The following is a 14609-nucleotide window of genomic DNA, read 5'->3' as shown; positions in this document are numbered from 1 at the left end:
CGAATAGCTGTACATATTGTCTACCCATTTTAGTGGCTGTTGCACAAAGCGCCCATTAAAACGGACAGTATCCATATGAATGACACCTTTCCTGTGAACGGTATGGACGCCGTGGTCTTCGCCGTGGGCAACGCCAAGCAGACCGCCCACTACTACTCCAGCGCTTTCGGCATGCGGCTCGTGGCCTACCGGGGGCCGGAGAACGGCAGCCGTGACGAGGTGGCGTACGTCCTCACCTCCGGCAGCGCCAGGTTCGAGTTCCGTGGTTCCGTACGGCCCGGCACCGAGATCGCCCGCCACGTGACCGAGCACGGCGACGGTGTGATCGACCTGGCCATCGAGGTCCCCGATGTCGAGGCCGCCTACGCCCACGCGATCGCCCGGGGCGCCAAGGGCCTGGAAGAGCCGCACCTGTTGGAAGACGACCACGGCAAGGTGATGTCCGCGGCGATCGCGACCTATGGCGAGACCCGGCACACCCTGATCGACCGGTCCGCCTACAGCGGCGCCTACCTGCCCGGCTACGTCGCGGCGGAGCCTCTCCTCCCGGCCCCCGACGTGCGTAACGGCCGTCTGTTCCAGGCCATCGACCACTGCGTCGGCAACGTGGAGCTCGGCAAGATGGACGAGTGGGTGGAGTTCTACAAGCGGGTCATGGGCTTCACCAACATGGCGGAGTTCGTCGGCGACGACATCGCCACCGAGTACTCGGCGCTGATGTCCAAGGTGGTCGCGGACGGCACCCGCAAGGTGAAGTTCCCGCTCAACGAGCCGGCGATCTCCAAGAAGAAGTCGCAGATCGACGAATACCTGGAGTTCTACGGCGGCCCCGGCGTGCAGCACATCGCGCTGGCGACCAACGACATCCTGAGCACCGTCGACCACATGCGCGAGGCCGGGGTGGCATTCCTGGACACACCCGACTCCTACTACGACGACCCGGAGCTGCGTAGCCGGATCGGTGAGGTCCGCGCGCCGATCGAGGAGCTGAAGAAGCGCAAGATCCTGGTCGACCGCGACGAGGACGGCTACCTGCTGCAGATCTTCACCAAGCCCGTGCAGGACCGTCCCACGGTGTTCTTCGAGCTCATCGAGCGGCACGGCTCGCTCGGCTTCGGCAAGGGCAACTTCAAGGCGCTCTTCGAGGCGATCGAGCGCGAGCAGGACCTCCGGGGCAACCTTTGACCAGGATTTCATGGAGAGTCTTTAACAACGCTTGACTTTGAGCTGGCCGGTCCATGGCGATCAAGGTCACATGGCATCACCACCACCGCCGGACGAGCCGCGATCGAACCCCTCGCCCCCTCCCCCGCCCGACCCCCCTCCCGGCCAAGGTCGCCAAGGGCCGGGTCACGGCGCGTCCGGCGGTGGAACCCCCGGGTACGCCGCACCTGAGCACGACTCCGGTCCATCCGGCCACGGCGCACCGGAGTACGGCCCCGGCCCGATCGGGCCGGGGCCCTGCTTCGGGCTGCCCGGACCGATGCCCGCCAGGCTGGGCGGACGCTGGCGCCGCCTGTTCGCAGGCATCCTCGACATCATCATCGTCAGCCTCATCTCCTCGCCGTTCACTTACCAGACATACGGCACTATCTTGGACATCGAGTCGGGCGTCTTCGTCCGGATTCCCATCCAGCACACACTGCTCGCGGCCGTTGTCGGTTTCCTCTACTACTGGTTGCTGACCGCCTTCTGGAACGGCCAGACCCTCGGCAAGAAACTTCTCCACCTGCGAGTGACCGACGTCAGCGGGCAGAGGGTCGGCGTCGGGCAGGCCGCCCTCCGCGAGGTGGCGACGTGGGTGATGTACGCCACCTGTTGCCTGGGCTGGATTGACCTGGCATTCATCCTTTTCAACCAGCGCAAACAAGCTCTCCACGACATGGCCGCCAAGACGCTTGTCGTAGATACCTGATGGTCAGAGGCCGTTCGCGTAGTCTGCCGTCGATGCGGCCCGGTGAGACCCGGGCCAGAAAAAGGGGGGCTTCAGGACATGACGTCCAGTCGGCTTATCGTGGTAACCGCTACTCTTCTCGGCACATTCGGGGCAGTTGCCTGCTCGGCGTCGAGCGGGGAAAGCGTCCCCGCCTCAGCCGTCGACAACCCGGCGCCCCCCGACGGCACGCGCACCGTCGCGCAGCATGCGGGCAGGGCCGGCGCCCCGGGAATCGGCGATCCCGACTTCCCGACCGACGGCAACGGCGGCTACGACGTCGCCCACTACCGGCTCAAGATCGACTACGACCCGCCCACCAAACGCCTCTCCGGCGTGGCCGGGATCGAGGCCACGTCCACCCAGGACCTGTCCAGCTTCAACCTGGATCTGGCCGGTTTCGACGTCAGCAAGATCACTGTGAACGGCAGGCCCGCGACGTTCGAGCGGGCCAAGCAGGAGCTGACCGTGACCCCGGCCGCGTACATCCCCGACAAGACCCCGTTCAAGGTCGAGGTCTCCTACGCCGGAGAGCCCAAGCCGGTCCAGCACTCCACCAACCTCGGCACCTACGGTTTCATCCCGACCAAGGACGGCGCGTTCGTCGCGTGCGAGCCCAACGGCGCCAGGACCTGGTTCCCCGGCAACGACCACCCGGCGGACAAGGCGAGCTACGACTTCGAGATCACCGTTCCCAAGGGGACCACCGCACTGGCCAACGGCGAGCTCGTCGGTGAGCCGAAGACCGGTGACGGCAAGACGACCTTCCTCTGGAAGGAGAAAAACCCGATGGCGAGCTACCTGGCCACCATAACGCTGGGCAAGTTCGAGCTGCGCCAGGGCAAGACCGCCGCGGGGATCAAGAACCTGGCGGCCGTGGATCCGAAGTTCCGCGGCACGCTGGACAATCTGTACACGGAGTCGGGGAAGATCACCGACTACTGGAGCACCGTGTTCGGCCCCTACCCGTTCTCCTCCACCGGCGGCGTGGTCGACGACTTCTCCGCCGGCTACGCCCTGGAGAACCAGACCAAGCCCCTCTACGGCGGGTTCACCCCGGACAGCGCGATCATCGCCCACGAGCTGGCCCACCAGTGGTTCGGCGACAGCCTGACCATCAGGCGGTGGAGGGAGCTCTGGCTCAACGAGGGCTTCGCGACCTACGCCGAGTGGCTCTGGTCCGAGCACAACGGCGGCAAGACCGCCGAGCAGCAGTTCCAGAAGGAGTACGCGGCTCCGGCGGACGACGCCATCTGGAAATACCCGGCGGGCCACGCCAGGCCCGACGACCTCTTCAACAGCTCGGTCTACACCCGCGGCGGCATGACGCTCCAGGCGCTCAGGCAGCGGATCGGCGACCCGGCGTTCTTCAAGCTGCTGAAGACCTGGACCGCCGACCACAAGTACGGATACGTCACCACCGAGGAGTTCATCGCGCTGGCGGAGAAGATCTCCGGCAAGCAACTCGACAAGCTCTTCGACGCCTGGCTGTTCACCCCCAGCAAGCCGACGACCTGGTAATCCTCGACGACCTCACGGCACTCAGGCCCCATACCGAGGCGGTTATCCCGATGGAGGGGTAACCGCCTCGGTCGGTGTGGACACGTCTCCCGACCATCCTCGACCGGTTGACGACCCCGGTCCGAAGAGCCAGGGCTTGAGGTGCCACACCGCGCACCGATGGCCCCAGGCCGATGACGAGCCCTTCGGTCACGTCAAGGCAGCCACCTCGGCCGATGCGGACAGGGTTCTCCGCCACCCCGGGACGGTTCCCCAATTGCTGCGGGAAAGGTCTCTCCGGAGGCGCAATTTGACCATACTTCGCCGGGCGAAGTATGGTCCTCCGCATGGCTAAAGGATCAACCACGGTCAGCGAGCCGACCTACTTCATCCTCGCCTCACTGCTCGACGGCCCCCTTCACGGGCACGGCATCATCAAGCAGACCCTGAAGCTCTCGGAGGAGCGGGTCAGGCTCCCGGTCGGCACGCTCTACGGCGCGCTCGACCGGCTGGCGGCGGGCGGGCTGATCGCCGTCGACCGCGAGGAGATCGTCGAGGGGCGGCCGAGGAGATACTTCGTGCTCACCGACGAGGGGCAGAACCTGGTCTCCGCCGAGGCCCTGCGCATGCAGCAGGCGGCATCGGTCGTGACCAGCCGGGTCCTCCGTCTCGGATCGGCGTTCTCATGACCGTCGCCACGGACCCGAACGTCCCCGCAGGGGCGGGCACCAGCACAGGTCCGGACGCTCGCGCGGGAACGGGCGCCACCACGGACCCGAGCTCCTCCGCGGAGACGAGCAGCGGAACCGGCCCGAACGCCACCATGGGAGCAGGCCTCATCGCGGAGCCGAACGACGTCACCACGGGCCCGCGCACCGCCACGGGGGCGGGCGCGGGGGTCCTGGAACGACGGTATCGCCGGCTGCTGCGGGGATACCCCCGCGGCTACCGGTCCGGATACGGCGGCGAGCTCATCGCCACCCTGCTCGACACCGCCGAGCCGGGGCGCACCCTGCCCTCGGCCCGGGAGTCCTTCGCGCTGATCGTCGGCGGACTGCGGACGAGAGTGACCTACGCGACGGAGCGGCCCGCCTGGGTCGACGGGGTTCACCTCGGAGTCCTGGCGTTGTCGGTCGCCCAACTGGCGATGCTGGTGCCGTACGCGACCACCGTCCCGCTCTGGGTGGGGCTGTCGGCGCTCGCCGTCGCCCTGATCATGCGCGGCCGGGTGCGTACGGCGCTGCCGGTGGTCGTGCTGGTCGCGGTCAAGGTCTGCTCGATCACGCTCGGCCGCACCTGGCTGGATGTGACACTGCTGCCGGTCTATCCCGACCCGGTCTGGGGCGGCGGAGCACTCTACGGGAGCGGCGGCCCGGTGGCGCCGATGGTCGGTTACGCACTGATCGCGCTGGGCCTGCTGGCGCTGGCCGCCCGGGAGCCTCGGCCCGTCGGAGCACGATCGTGGCTGTGGTGGGCGGCGATCCCGGCACTCGCCGGTGCCAACCCGGCCGGGCTCGACTTCACGGCCGGGCCCGGCCCCCTCACGGTGGCCAGGGTCGCCGTGGAAATCGGGGTCCTCGTCCTCGCGATCTGGGCGGGCCACGTGGCCCGCGACCCGCGCTGGGCCATGGCCTCCGTCATCTATCTCATCCCGGTCTGCGCCGTCTACGCCGAGAACCTCGGCGCCCAGTCCAGCCAGGACGTGGCGCACCTGGCCCTGCTCGTCTTCCTGACGGTGCTGGCCGTGATCGTGCCGTACCGCGCGAAGCGGCACGTCCTCCTCTAACCTGCCCGATCGAATCGCGGGTGGCAGCCACCGCCCCCTGACCATGCCCGCATGCCGAAACGGAGTCACCCCGTGTCACGCGTTCTCACAGCCATGCCCGCAGCCATCCTGGCCCTGGCCGTACTGTCCGGTTGCGGCGGGAATTCGGCACCCGGGGCACCCGCCGCCGAGAAAGCCTCCGCGACCGCCGATTCGCAGGCCAAAAGACATCAGATCGAGTCGGTCCGCGCCGACTGCATGAAGCAGAAGGGCTTCACCTACATCGCGTTCGTCCCCGCGCCGCACAAGATCGGCGAGGAGGAGCGCAAACGAGACTCCGGCGACTACACGGCGATGAAAAAATGGCGAGAGAAGAACGGATACGGCGTCTTCGCCTTCTACGTCTATCCCCAGGAGTACGCGAACCCCATGGTCGAGCCGGAGGGCGGCATCCCGGAAGACCCCAATCCGAACAACAAAATCCAGATGTCGTTCTCCGACACCCAGCGCGAGGCGTACAACGGCGCGGATCGCACCTGTTACCAGCGGGCGGTGAAGGACGCCACCGGTAAGAAGATCGACTCGGTCGACGACTACTACGAGCAGGCCAACGCCAGGAGTGAACAGCTGGCAACCCGCGAGCTCGACGGCGATCCCCGGCTCGTCGAACTCACCGTCTCCATGGGGAACTGCCTCAAGAACAAGGGGTATCCCATCGGCTCGACCAAGCCGTCCGCGCTCGCCGACCGCGGCCGGCTGAAGTTCGAGGCCGAGAAGAAGCCCCTGGGCGAGCGGATCCCCGAGTCCATGCTGAAGAAGATGGACATGCCGGAGGGCGCGCGCTGGGAGCCCAACCTGACGGCCGATCAGGCCAGGCCGTACCTCGCCAGAGAGATCAAGGACGCGCTCGACGATCTGAAGTGCGGCAAGGACTTCTATCCCGCCTTCACCCCCGGGCAGATCGAGGTCCAGCAGCGGGCGTACCAGGAGTTCGGGCTATGAGATCACCCCGGCGGGTGCCGGGGCTGTACCGGCCGGGGTCATCGTGATCGCCGGGGGCGGGGACTGTCCGCACACGGCTGCTTTCCCCCGCTGAAGAGGCCGCGCTCCGGCAACCGCCCAAGCCTTCGCTGATCATCTCTCTCGAGCATGCCCCCACCCCGAAACGGAGTCACAGTGTCACGAGTCCTCACCGTCATGCCTACGGCAACCCTCGCCCTGGCCCTACTGACCGGGTGCGGAGGCGATCCGGCGCCGTCCGCCGGAACCGTCGCCGCAAAGACGGCCACGGCGGCCGATCCGCAGGGCATGCGCCGTCAGACGGAGGCGGCGATCGGGGACTGCATGAAGCAGAAGGGCTTCAAGTACAGCCCGAGCCTGCCGCCGGACCAGAAGACCGACGAGGACGTCGAACGGGAGACGGGCGACTACCAGGCGATGAGGAAACACCGGGAGAAGTACGGCTTCGGCATCTACTCCGCATATGTGTATCGCGAGGACAGCAAGAGCGGGGAAATGAGCTTCGCCGACCAGGATCCGAACAACCCGATCATGATGGCGCTCTCCTCCGCGCAGCTGGAATCCTGGCGGACCACCCGCGACAGCTGCTATTCGGAAGCCGTCAAGAAGCTCACCGGCAGGACCGTGAGCTCGGAGATCGATCTGTCCAGGCAGGCCGGCACGATGCTCGAACAGGTGGAGAGCCGGGAGCTCGACGGCGACGCGCGGCTTCTGGACCTGGCCGGGAGGTTCGGCGACTGCCTCAAGGCCAAGGGCGCCAGGGTCCGCTCGCTCAAGCCCACCGCGATCGACGGCGCCGGCACGGCGGTCCTCCGGGATGAGATGCTCGCCCTCGGCGAGAAGCAGCTGCTCGACAGAGTTACCGACTCCGCCATCCTCAGGAAGGCCCTCGCCTCAAAGCAGGGCGGCGAAGGCACCCTCCGCCAGGGCGGGTTCCTGCCTACCCTGACGCCCGACGAGGCCAGGCCGTACCTGGCCAGGGAGATCAAGGCCGCGCTGGAGGACCTGGAGTGCGGCAAGGACTTCTACGCCGTGTTCAAGCCCATGGAGCGGCGGATCCGCGACAGGATCGACCGGGAGTTCGGTTACTACGCCGGGCTGACGTCGTGAAACACGCTGCGGCGTTCAGAGCGGAACGGCCATGGTGACCTCGAGGCACCGCGTGCTGGGCGGCCTTCTGGCCGGGGTCATCGTGATCGCCGGGGGCGGGTGGGCTGTCGGCACGCGGCTGCGTTCCCCCGCCGACGAGGCCGCGCTCCGGCAGCCGCCCAAACCGTCGCTGATCACCTCTCCCGTCGTACGGCGGAAGCTCACCAGCACGGTCGCCGTCAGCGGCACCCTGGCGTACGGGTCGCCGCTGCCCGTCACCCTCGCCGGTGTGGTGGGCGGCGCCGCGGAGGCCCAGCGGGTCACCCGGGCCCCGCGCCCCGGAAAGATCGCCGAGGGCTCGGTGCTGATGGAGGTCAACGGCCGCCCGGTGTTCGCCCTGCGCGGCAAGGTTCCCATGCACAGGACCATGACCCCCGGCGCCACCGGCACCGACATCAGGCAGCTCCAGGCGGCGCTGCGCCGCCTCGGGTTCGGCGCGCCGAGCAGCGGCGTCTTCGACTCCGCGACCACGGCCGCCGTCCAGCGCTGGTACGCCAAGCGGGGATACGCGGCCCAGGAACCCGACCTCACCGCCAAACAGACCAGGGAGCAGTTGCGCCAGGCCGTACAGGCCGCCGAGGAGACCCTGCTCACCGACCGCAAGACCCTCGATGCCGGGCGCGACGTCCTGCCGCTGAGACTCAAGCTCGACAACGCCCGCGAGGACCTGCGAGCCGCCGAGGACGCCCTGGAGAAAGAGGACTCCGCGGACCTCACCCCCGAGGAGACACACCAGGTGGAGGACCTGCGCCGGGCCGTACGGGCCGGCGAGGAGGAGGTGCTCGCCGCCGAGCAGGCTCTCACCGCGGCCAGGTCCCCGCAGACCCTCCCCACGGCCAAACCCGAGGCGGCTCCTCCCACGCCCAAGCCCGAGGCGGCCCTCCCCACAGCCAAACCGGAGGACAGGCGACTGCTGGAGCTGAGGGTCTCCAATGCCCGGCAGAACCTGGAATCCGCGCGCACCGCCCTGGATGCCTTCGGGGACCAGGCGAGCGCGGGCAAGGAGAAACGCCTTGGAGAACTGCGCAGGGCCGTACGGCTGGGCCAGGAGACCGTGGCCGTCGCCGAGCAGGCGCTGCGCCAGGCCCGCCAGAACTCCCCGCTCCAGCTGAAGGTCACCAACGGCGGCAAGAACGTGGCGAGCGCCAGATCGATCCTGGCCGAATACCTGAAGACGTACGGCATCGGCATCCCGCCCGGCGAGATCGTCTTCCTTCCCGCGCTCCCCGCCCGGCTGGACAAGGCGGAGGTGAAGCCCGGCGACGCCGCCGAGGGCAAGGTCGCCACGGTGACCAGTTCGGCCTTCGCGGTGACCGGTTCGGTGGAGAGCCGGGAGGCGAAGCTGCTGCGCAAGGGTATGGAGGCCACGCTGGAGACCGCCGACGAGACGCGGTTCCCCGCCGTGCTGAGCGCGACCGGCGACGCGGCCAGGCCCGCCGAGGCCGAGGAGAAGGCCGGAGGCGCCGGGGCCACCGGGGTTTCCGACGAGGAGCTGGGCTCGGTACCGGTGCTGCTCACCCCGACGGTCACCAAGGGTTTGCGGGGGCTGGTCGGCGCGCCGGTCACCGTGAAGATCTCTGTCGGAGCCACCGAGAATGCCGTGCTCACCGTGCCGGTGGCCGCGGTCGTCACCTCGGCCAACGGCCGGCCCCGTGTCCAGGTGGAACTGCCCGGCGGCGACAAGACCGGCGACGTGGAGGTCAGGACCGGCCTCACCGCCGACGGCACCGTGGAGGTGACGCCCGTGAAGCCGGGCGCGCTGAAAGAGGGCGACCGGGTGGTGGTGAGCGGTGCCTGAGGAAACGGCTCCTCCAAGCGGCGAAACCCATCCACGGCGCACCGGGAACGGTAAGTGGTTATGAACGGTAATGAACTGTGAACCCCGTCATCCACCTGAACGACGTCAGCCGGGTGTTCCCCGCGGATCCGCCCGTGCACGCGCTCTCCAAGATCCGCCTACGTGTTGAGCAGGGGGACTATGTGGCCATCGTGGGCCCCTCGGGGTCCGGGAAGTCCACCCTGCTCAACACGTTAGGCCTGCTCGACCGGCCCACCGCGGGCTCCTACCTGCTGGACGGGATCGAGACGACCACGCTGAAGGACGGCGCCAGGACCAGGCTGCGGGGGCACCGGATCGGTTTCGTCTACCAGTCCTTCCACCTGCTCGACCACCGGACCGTGGCGGAGAACGTCATGCTCGCCGAGATGTACGGCCGGAGCGGCGGAGCCGGGGGTGAGAGAGCGAGGAAGGAACCACCAGGCGCGACCGGCGGCGGGTACGGTCGCCGGGGTCGCCGCAGGCGGGCCGAGGAGATGCTGGAGAAGGTCGGCATGAGCCATCGGGTCGACTTCGTGCCCGGCCGCCTGTCCGGCGGCGAGCGCCAGCGGGTCGCCATCGCCCGCGCGTTGATGGGCGGGCCGTCGCTGCTGCTGTGTGACGAGCCCACCGGCAACCTCGACAGCAGGAACACCGGAGCGGTGCTCGACCTGTTCGACGGCCTGCGCGATCAGGGCCTCACGCTCCTGGTCATCACCCATGAGGACGCGGTGAGCGCCCGCGCGAACCGGCGGGTCCGCATCAGCGACGGCATCCTCACCGAGGGGTGACACACACCCCACGTCACATGCGGTGCCGCTCTCCTGCGCACTCACATCCCACGCAGTGCCACTTCTGTCCCGTACGTCCCCATGCCCTCTGTTATGCGCCCATTCGCTCTCTCACTTGCCGGGCGAACCGCCCTGCCCGTTCTCCCGAAGGGATGTGACCGTGGATATCCGCGACCTCTGGTCCGAGGCCCTGGCGGGCATGCTCGCCCGTCCCGTCCGCTCCGCCCTGACCACGCTCGGCACCGTCCTCGGCATCACCACCCTGGTCATCACCCTGGGCGTCGCCGCCACCGCCGGAAACCAGATCGTCGGGCGGTTCGACGAGCTCACCGCCACCGCGATCACCGTCGAGGTGCCCGACAAGCCCGACCCGCTGGTCACCTGGGACGCCCACGCCTCCCTCACCCGGCTGCGCGGGGTCGTCTCGGCCGTCGCGCTCGCCCAGACCGACAGGAGCTCCAACCTCCAGGTCACCTCCAACACCCTGGTGGACCCCACCAGGGTCACCGGCCATACCCTGGCCGTGGTGGCCACCGGGCCCGAACTCCCACGGGCGGTCCACGGCCGGATGACCGGGGGCCGTTTCTTCGATGAAGGTCACGTCGGGCGCCGCGACCGCGTGGTGGTCCTCGGCGAGCAGGCCGCCAGGATGCTCGGCGTCACCCGCCTCGCGAACGCCCCCGCCGTGTTCATCGGCGACCGCGCCTACACCGTGATCGGCATTCTCGGTGATCTGCGCCGCGAGCAGATCCTGTCCACCGCCGTGATCGTGCCGTCCACGATCGGCGCCGACTTCGGCCTGAAGAACGTCACCCGTGTCCTGGTCAACACCACGCTGGGCGCCGCCGAGCTGATCGCCGGGCAGGCCCCGGTCGCGCTGAGTCCCAACCATCCCGACGAGCTCCAGGTCATCGCCCCGCCCAGCCCCAAACGCGCCCGCGACGGCGTCCAGGACGACGTCAACGGCCTGTTCCTGATTCTCGGCCTGGTCTCCCTGGTGGTCGGCGCGGTGGGCATCGCCAACGTCACCCTGGTCACCGTGATGGAACGCGTCGCCGAGATCGGCCTGCGCCGCTCCCTGGGCGCCGCCCGCCGTCACATAGCCGCCCAGTTCCTGCTGGAGTCCACGTTGATCGGTATGACCGGCGGCGTGATCGGCGCCGGCCTCGGTCTGGTCTCCGTCGTGGCCGTCTCCGCCACGAAGGAGTGGACTCCCGTCCTCGACGCCCGTCTGGCCCTGGCGGCTCCCGTCGCCGGTGCCCTGGTAGGCCTTCTCGCGGGCCTCTACCCGGCCCTCCGCGCCGCCGGCATGGAACCCGTCGACGCCCTGCGGTGACCGGAGCCGCCACCCTCGTTAACAAAAGTCGATATTTCATCACTCGTCTCTTTGGGAGTGTCGCCTACCACATCGACCATGACGGGTCCGTGATGATTTCCCTTTCTCGCGTGTCCCGTTCCGTCGGCACACCCTCCCCGAGCCCGCGAACGACGGCTCGGTCGAACGGACGGCCACATCCATATAATCGACGTAGCTCAATAGGTCCGTCATTTCATTACGCCGCCTCCCAGATACGCCGAAACGCATCGGCTTCGGGCGTCCGCACTCGCCGGCCCCGGCTCCGGCTCCAGAGGAAGAGCCAATCGACGGCGTACGACTGTCTCTTACTTTCAACGGACCCTCCACCCGCCGAATCAGCACGACGGGATCCTCTACGGAAGGCCGGCGGTCGCGCTCAAGACCGCCACGTAGATCTCACGTCGGCCATACCGTATGAATGAACTACTCCCGCCCCTTACGCATTGCCGTAGCCCAGCCCCTCCGGACTCCTACCGCGAGCACGGCCGAGGCGTGAAAAATCGCCATGCCGGTCGTGCGATCCTCACCGCGGCACATGTGCGATAAACCTCGGGTAACGCCATCCTCACTAAGAGTTATGGACTCTTTTCTGGATTGCCCCTAAGCTCGGAGAGTCCGCAACCGGATTTCCAGCTCAAACAAGTCCAGATAATGACGGCCGCTGGTTTTTCCCGACCTGGGTCCGGCATAAGCGCTCTGTCGAAGGCCCCCTTTTCCCCAATTCGTGGAGGTTGCGATGGGCACTGAGTCCCCCTCTGGCCCCGGGTCTCCCCGCGTGCGCTTCGGCGCCGAGATGCGTCGCCTGCGCGAGGCCGCGCAGCTGTCGCAGTCCGCCGTGGCCGCACGCCTGGGGTGCACGCAGACACAGGTGAGCCGCCTGGAGGTCGCAAAACGGACTCCGTCGAAGTACGACGCGGAGAAACTGGACCAGATCTTCGGGTTGACCGACAGCGGGCACTTCTCCGGGTTGCATCGGCGCATCACGTCCCGCCCGAGCGCGCCCGGGTGGTTCATGAGCTGGGTCGAGGAGATCGAGCCCACCGCCCTCGTCCTCCGGTCCTGGGATCCCCTCCTGATCCCAGGACTGTTCCAGACCGAGTCCTACGCCCGGCAGGTCTTCTGCCTGGAGCCTCGGATCACCCCGGAAGAGGTGGAGGACCGCGTTCAGGCCCGCATACGGCGCCAACGAATCCTCGACAAGGACGATCCGCCGTCGTTTCTGGCTCTCATCAACGCGTGCGTGCTGCGCCGTTCGGTCGGGGGCGGCGCGGTGATGCGAGAACAGCTTGATTATCTCCTCGAGGTCGCCTCACGACCCGCCGTCTCCATCCAGCTCGTCGCTCCGGAATGCCTGCCCGGAATGCTGGGCGCCTTCATGATCGCCAAACTTCCCGACGGAAGACCGGACACCATTCACGCGGACTCCTCGGCCGAAGGCCAGATCTCATCCGACCGCGACCTCGTGACCTCCGTCTGCAACCGCTATGAAGCGATCCGGCTCTGGGCCTATCCTGAACACGCATCACTCCGAATGATCGAGGAAGCGAAACAGGAATGGACCTGAGCGCCGCCGTATGGCGAAAGTCCTCTCGCTCCGGCGGGAATGGCGGACAGTGCGTCGAGGTCGCCGTCAATCTTCCGGGCGTGATCGCGGTCCGCGACGGCAAAGACCCCGACGGCCCCAAACTGCTCTTCGTCCCCACCGAATGGAACGCCTTCGTCAACGGCATTAAAAACGGCCGGTTCGACCAGTTCTAACCGCCCGGTTCTCACCATCTGGGAAACGGCGGGAATCAGGCGAGATTCGGCTGCCAGGAGACGCCGAAACGGTCGTCGGTCCAGCCGGGGCACTTGCCGAAACAGCGGGCGCGGCCACGCCTCAGCGGGATCAGGGGCCGTCGGCGGGCGTGCCGGAGGAGAAGACGAGCACGGAGGCGGTGAAGCCGTGCACGTGGTTGTGGCCGCCCACGGGCCCCACCTCACCGGCCGCGAAGAACCCGGCCACGCCGATGGGGCCGAGCGTGTCACGGACGGCGACGGCGTCGTGGTCGGCGCTGCCGAACATGGCCGAGCCCCGGCCGTTGCAGGAGAACAGCAGCGCGCCGTCCACCCTGCCGAACTCCTCGCGGTGCGCGTCGAGCAGCTCGTACAGGTCCTCGTCGGCGGTGGCGGCGTCGCGGACCTGGAAGCGGACGGTCCGGCCCACCTCGACGACATCGCCGATGGCCACGGCCTCCCGCTCGGGATCGATCCCGATCACGCCCCGGATCAGGAAGTCTCCGCGCTCGTGCCGTTCGGCGTACTCGTTCATGGCGATGCCGATCTGCAGCCCCGAGGCGACCAGGTCGCGGTCGTCCTCGTCCAGCGCGCTGACGATCTCCTCAAGCCGCGCCAGGGCCGGCTGGCCCGCGAGCTCCAGGAGCAGGTTGTCCTCGACCTCGGTGACGGCCATCGTCGGGCCGATCGGGCGGCAGCCCTGGCTGACCACGGTGCTGACGTTGACGGGGCCGCTGAGCAGCACCCCGACGGCTCCCTCGGAGTAGATCTCCCCGTCGGCGAACAGCCGGACCGCGCCCCGGCCCTGGATCGCGTTGGCCAGGCCTCCGATCAGGGGGAGGTCTCCCAGCACCTCCTCGGAGCGCTCGACGAAGCCGTCGGTGGGAAAACTGTAGGGATCGGCGAGCAGGATGGCCGCCTGGTCGTCGGGGTGGAGCTCGGGCAGGCCGACCACGACGAAGCGATCATCGGCCCGGAGGGTGTCGAGTGCGAAGGTCGTCAGCCGGGCACCGTCCAGGGTGGCGGCCCAGGCGCTCACGGAGGGGGTGGACTCGACGCCCTGCCCGTCACCGATCACTCCCGTGGCGCTGCAGCCGAGGACCGTGGCTCTGGGCGCCATCCGCATCGCCCGCAGGCCCGCACGGCAGACGTCGTCGGGATCATCCCCGCAGATGAAGAAGCAGAGCAGGTCGGCGGGTCCGGACAGGCCGGACAGGGCTTGGCGCACCGCGGTCTCGGCCGTGGCGACCAGGTCGGATCCCACCGCCAGGCCATCGGCGAAACGACTCGTCATCAACGCCATTCGTCTCGCCCCTCCCGTGCGACCGAGGCTCCGTCCGGGATCTTGTCCAAGCCCCCGAACGAAGTCTTACCTGAAGTTTGTCCTGACTTTCCGTCCGGAACTCGCCTACCGAGACCTACCCGAAATGTGGATCCGGGGACCTGCCCGAAGCCTTGCCTTGGAACGATTCTCCCCACTGCGGGGACAAGCACGCGCGCCG

At 68.1% G+C, this 14609-nt stretch carries 13 protein-coding genes; 12 read left to right on the top strand and 1 reads right to left on the bottom strand.

Annotated features, from left to right (window positions below; all coding sequences use genetic code 11):
- Positions 1-75 precede the first annotated feature (75 nt).
- The 12 genes from hppD (at position 76) to CHC08_RS31350 (ending at position 13089) form a co-directional block, all read left to right on the top strand.
- Positions 76-1185 carry a 4-hydroxyphenylpyruvate dioxygenase gene (gene hppD, locus CHC08_RS31405; protein WP_089210999.1) on the top strand — a complete coding sequence of 370 codons (1110 nt, stop codon included), beginning with the start codon at positions 76-78 and terminating at the stop codon, positions 1183-1185.
- Between the two features lie 298 nt (positions 1186-1483).
- Positions 1484-1915, top strand: coding sequence for an RDD family protein (locus tag CHC08_RS31400; protein WP_089210998.1), 432 nt, complete (start codon positions 1484-1486; stop codon positions 1913-1915).
- Between the two features lie 99 nt (positions 1916-2014).
- On the top strand, positions 2015-3454 hold the full coding sequence (locus CHC08_RS31395; protein ID WP_245878676.1) for a M1 family metallopeptidase: 1440 nt from the start codon (positions 2015-2017) through the stop codon (positions 3452-3454).
- Positions 3455-3780: 326 nt separating this feature from the next.
- Complete coding sequence (locus CHC08_RS31390; RefSeq protein WP_089211031.1) at positions 3781-4122, top strand: PadR family transcriptional regulator; 342 nt, start codon at positions 3781-3783, stop codon at positions 4120-4122.
- Complete coding sequence (locus CHC08_RS31385; protein WP_089210996.1) at positions 4119-5219, top strand: hypothetical protein; 1101 nt, start codon at positions 4119-4121, stop codon at positions 5217-5219. The genes CHC08_RS31390 and CHC08_RS31385 overlap by 4 nt, the downstream gene beginning before the upstream one ends.
- Before the next feature lie 93 nt (positions 5220-5312).
- Positions 5313-6200: a hypothetical protein gene (locus CHC08_RS31380; RefSeq protein ID WP_089210995.1), complete on the top strand. Its 888-nt coding sequence runs from the start codon at positions 5313-5315 to the stop codon at positions 6198-6200.
- Between the two features lie 195 nt (positions 6201-6395).
- On the top strand, positions 6396-7328 hold the full coding sequence (locus CHC08_RS31375; protein ID WP_143653407.1) for a hypothetical protein: 933 nt from the start codon (positions 6396-6398) through the stop codon (positions 7326-7328).
- A gap of 31 nt (positions 7329-7359) precedes the next feature.
- Entirely contained in the window at positions 7360-9165 is a 1806-nt protein-coding gene (locus tag CHC08_RS31370) for a peptidoglycan-binding domain-containing protein (protein ID WP_245878675.1), read from the top strand.
- A gap of 77 nt (positions 9166-9242) precedes the next feature.
- Positions 9243-9974, top strand: coding sequence for an ABC transporter ATP-binding protein (locus CHC08_RS31365; RefSeq protein WP_089210993.1), 732 nt, complete (start codon positions 9243-9245; stop codon positions 9972-9974).
- 160 nt (positions 9975-10134) lie between these two features.
- A complete protein-coding gene (locus CHC08_RS31360) occupies positions 10135-11310 on the top strand; it encodes an ABC transporter permease (protein WP_089210992.1) in 1176 nt (391 codons plus the stop codon).
- Positions 11311-12067: 757 nt separating this feature from the next.
- The gene (locus tag CHC08_RS31355; protein ID WP_089210991.1) at positions 12068-12895 is read left to right on the top strand and encodes a helix-turn-helix domain-containing protein; all 828 of its coding nucleotides are present in this window, start codon (positions 12068-12070) and stop codon (positions 12893-12895) included.
- Positions 12886-13089, top strand: coding sequence for a DUF397 domain-containing protein (locus CHC08_RS31350; protein ID WP_089210990.1), 204 nt, complete (start codon positions 12886-12888; stop codon positions 13087-13089). Before CHC08_RS31355 ends, CHC08_RS31350 begins: the two co-directional genes overlap by 10 nt.
- A 130-nt stretch (positions 13090-13219) precedes the next feature.
- On the opposite strand, the gene CHC08_RS31345 is transcribed toward CHC08_RS31350, so the two are convergent.
- Positions 13220-14401 carry an FIST signal transduction protein gene (locus tag CHC08_RS31345; protein ID WP_089211029.1) on the bottom strand — a complete coding sequence of 394 codons (1182 nt, stop codon included), beginning with the start codon at positions 14399-14401 and terminating at the stop codon, positions 13220-13222.
- Between the last annotated feature and the right edge of the window lie 208 nt (positions 14402-14609).

Source organism: Streptosporangium subroseum (genome assembly GCF_900188345.1).
Taxonomy (GTDB): domain Bacteria; phylum Actinomycetota; class Actinomycetes; order Streptosporangiales; family Streptosporangiaceae; genus Streptosporangium; species Streptosporangium subroseum.
Note: the sequence above shows the minus strand (reverse complement) of the source record. Positions and strands in the feature narration are given on the sequence as shown.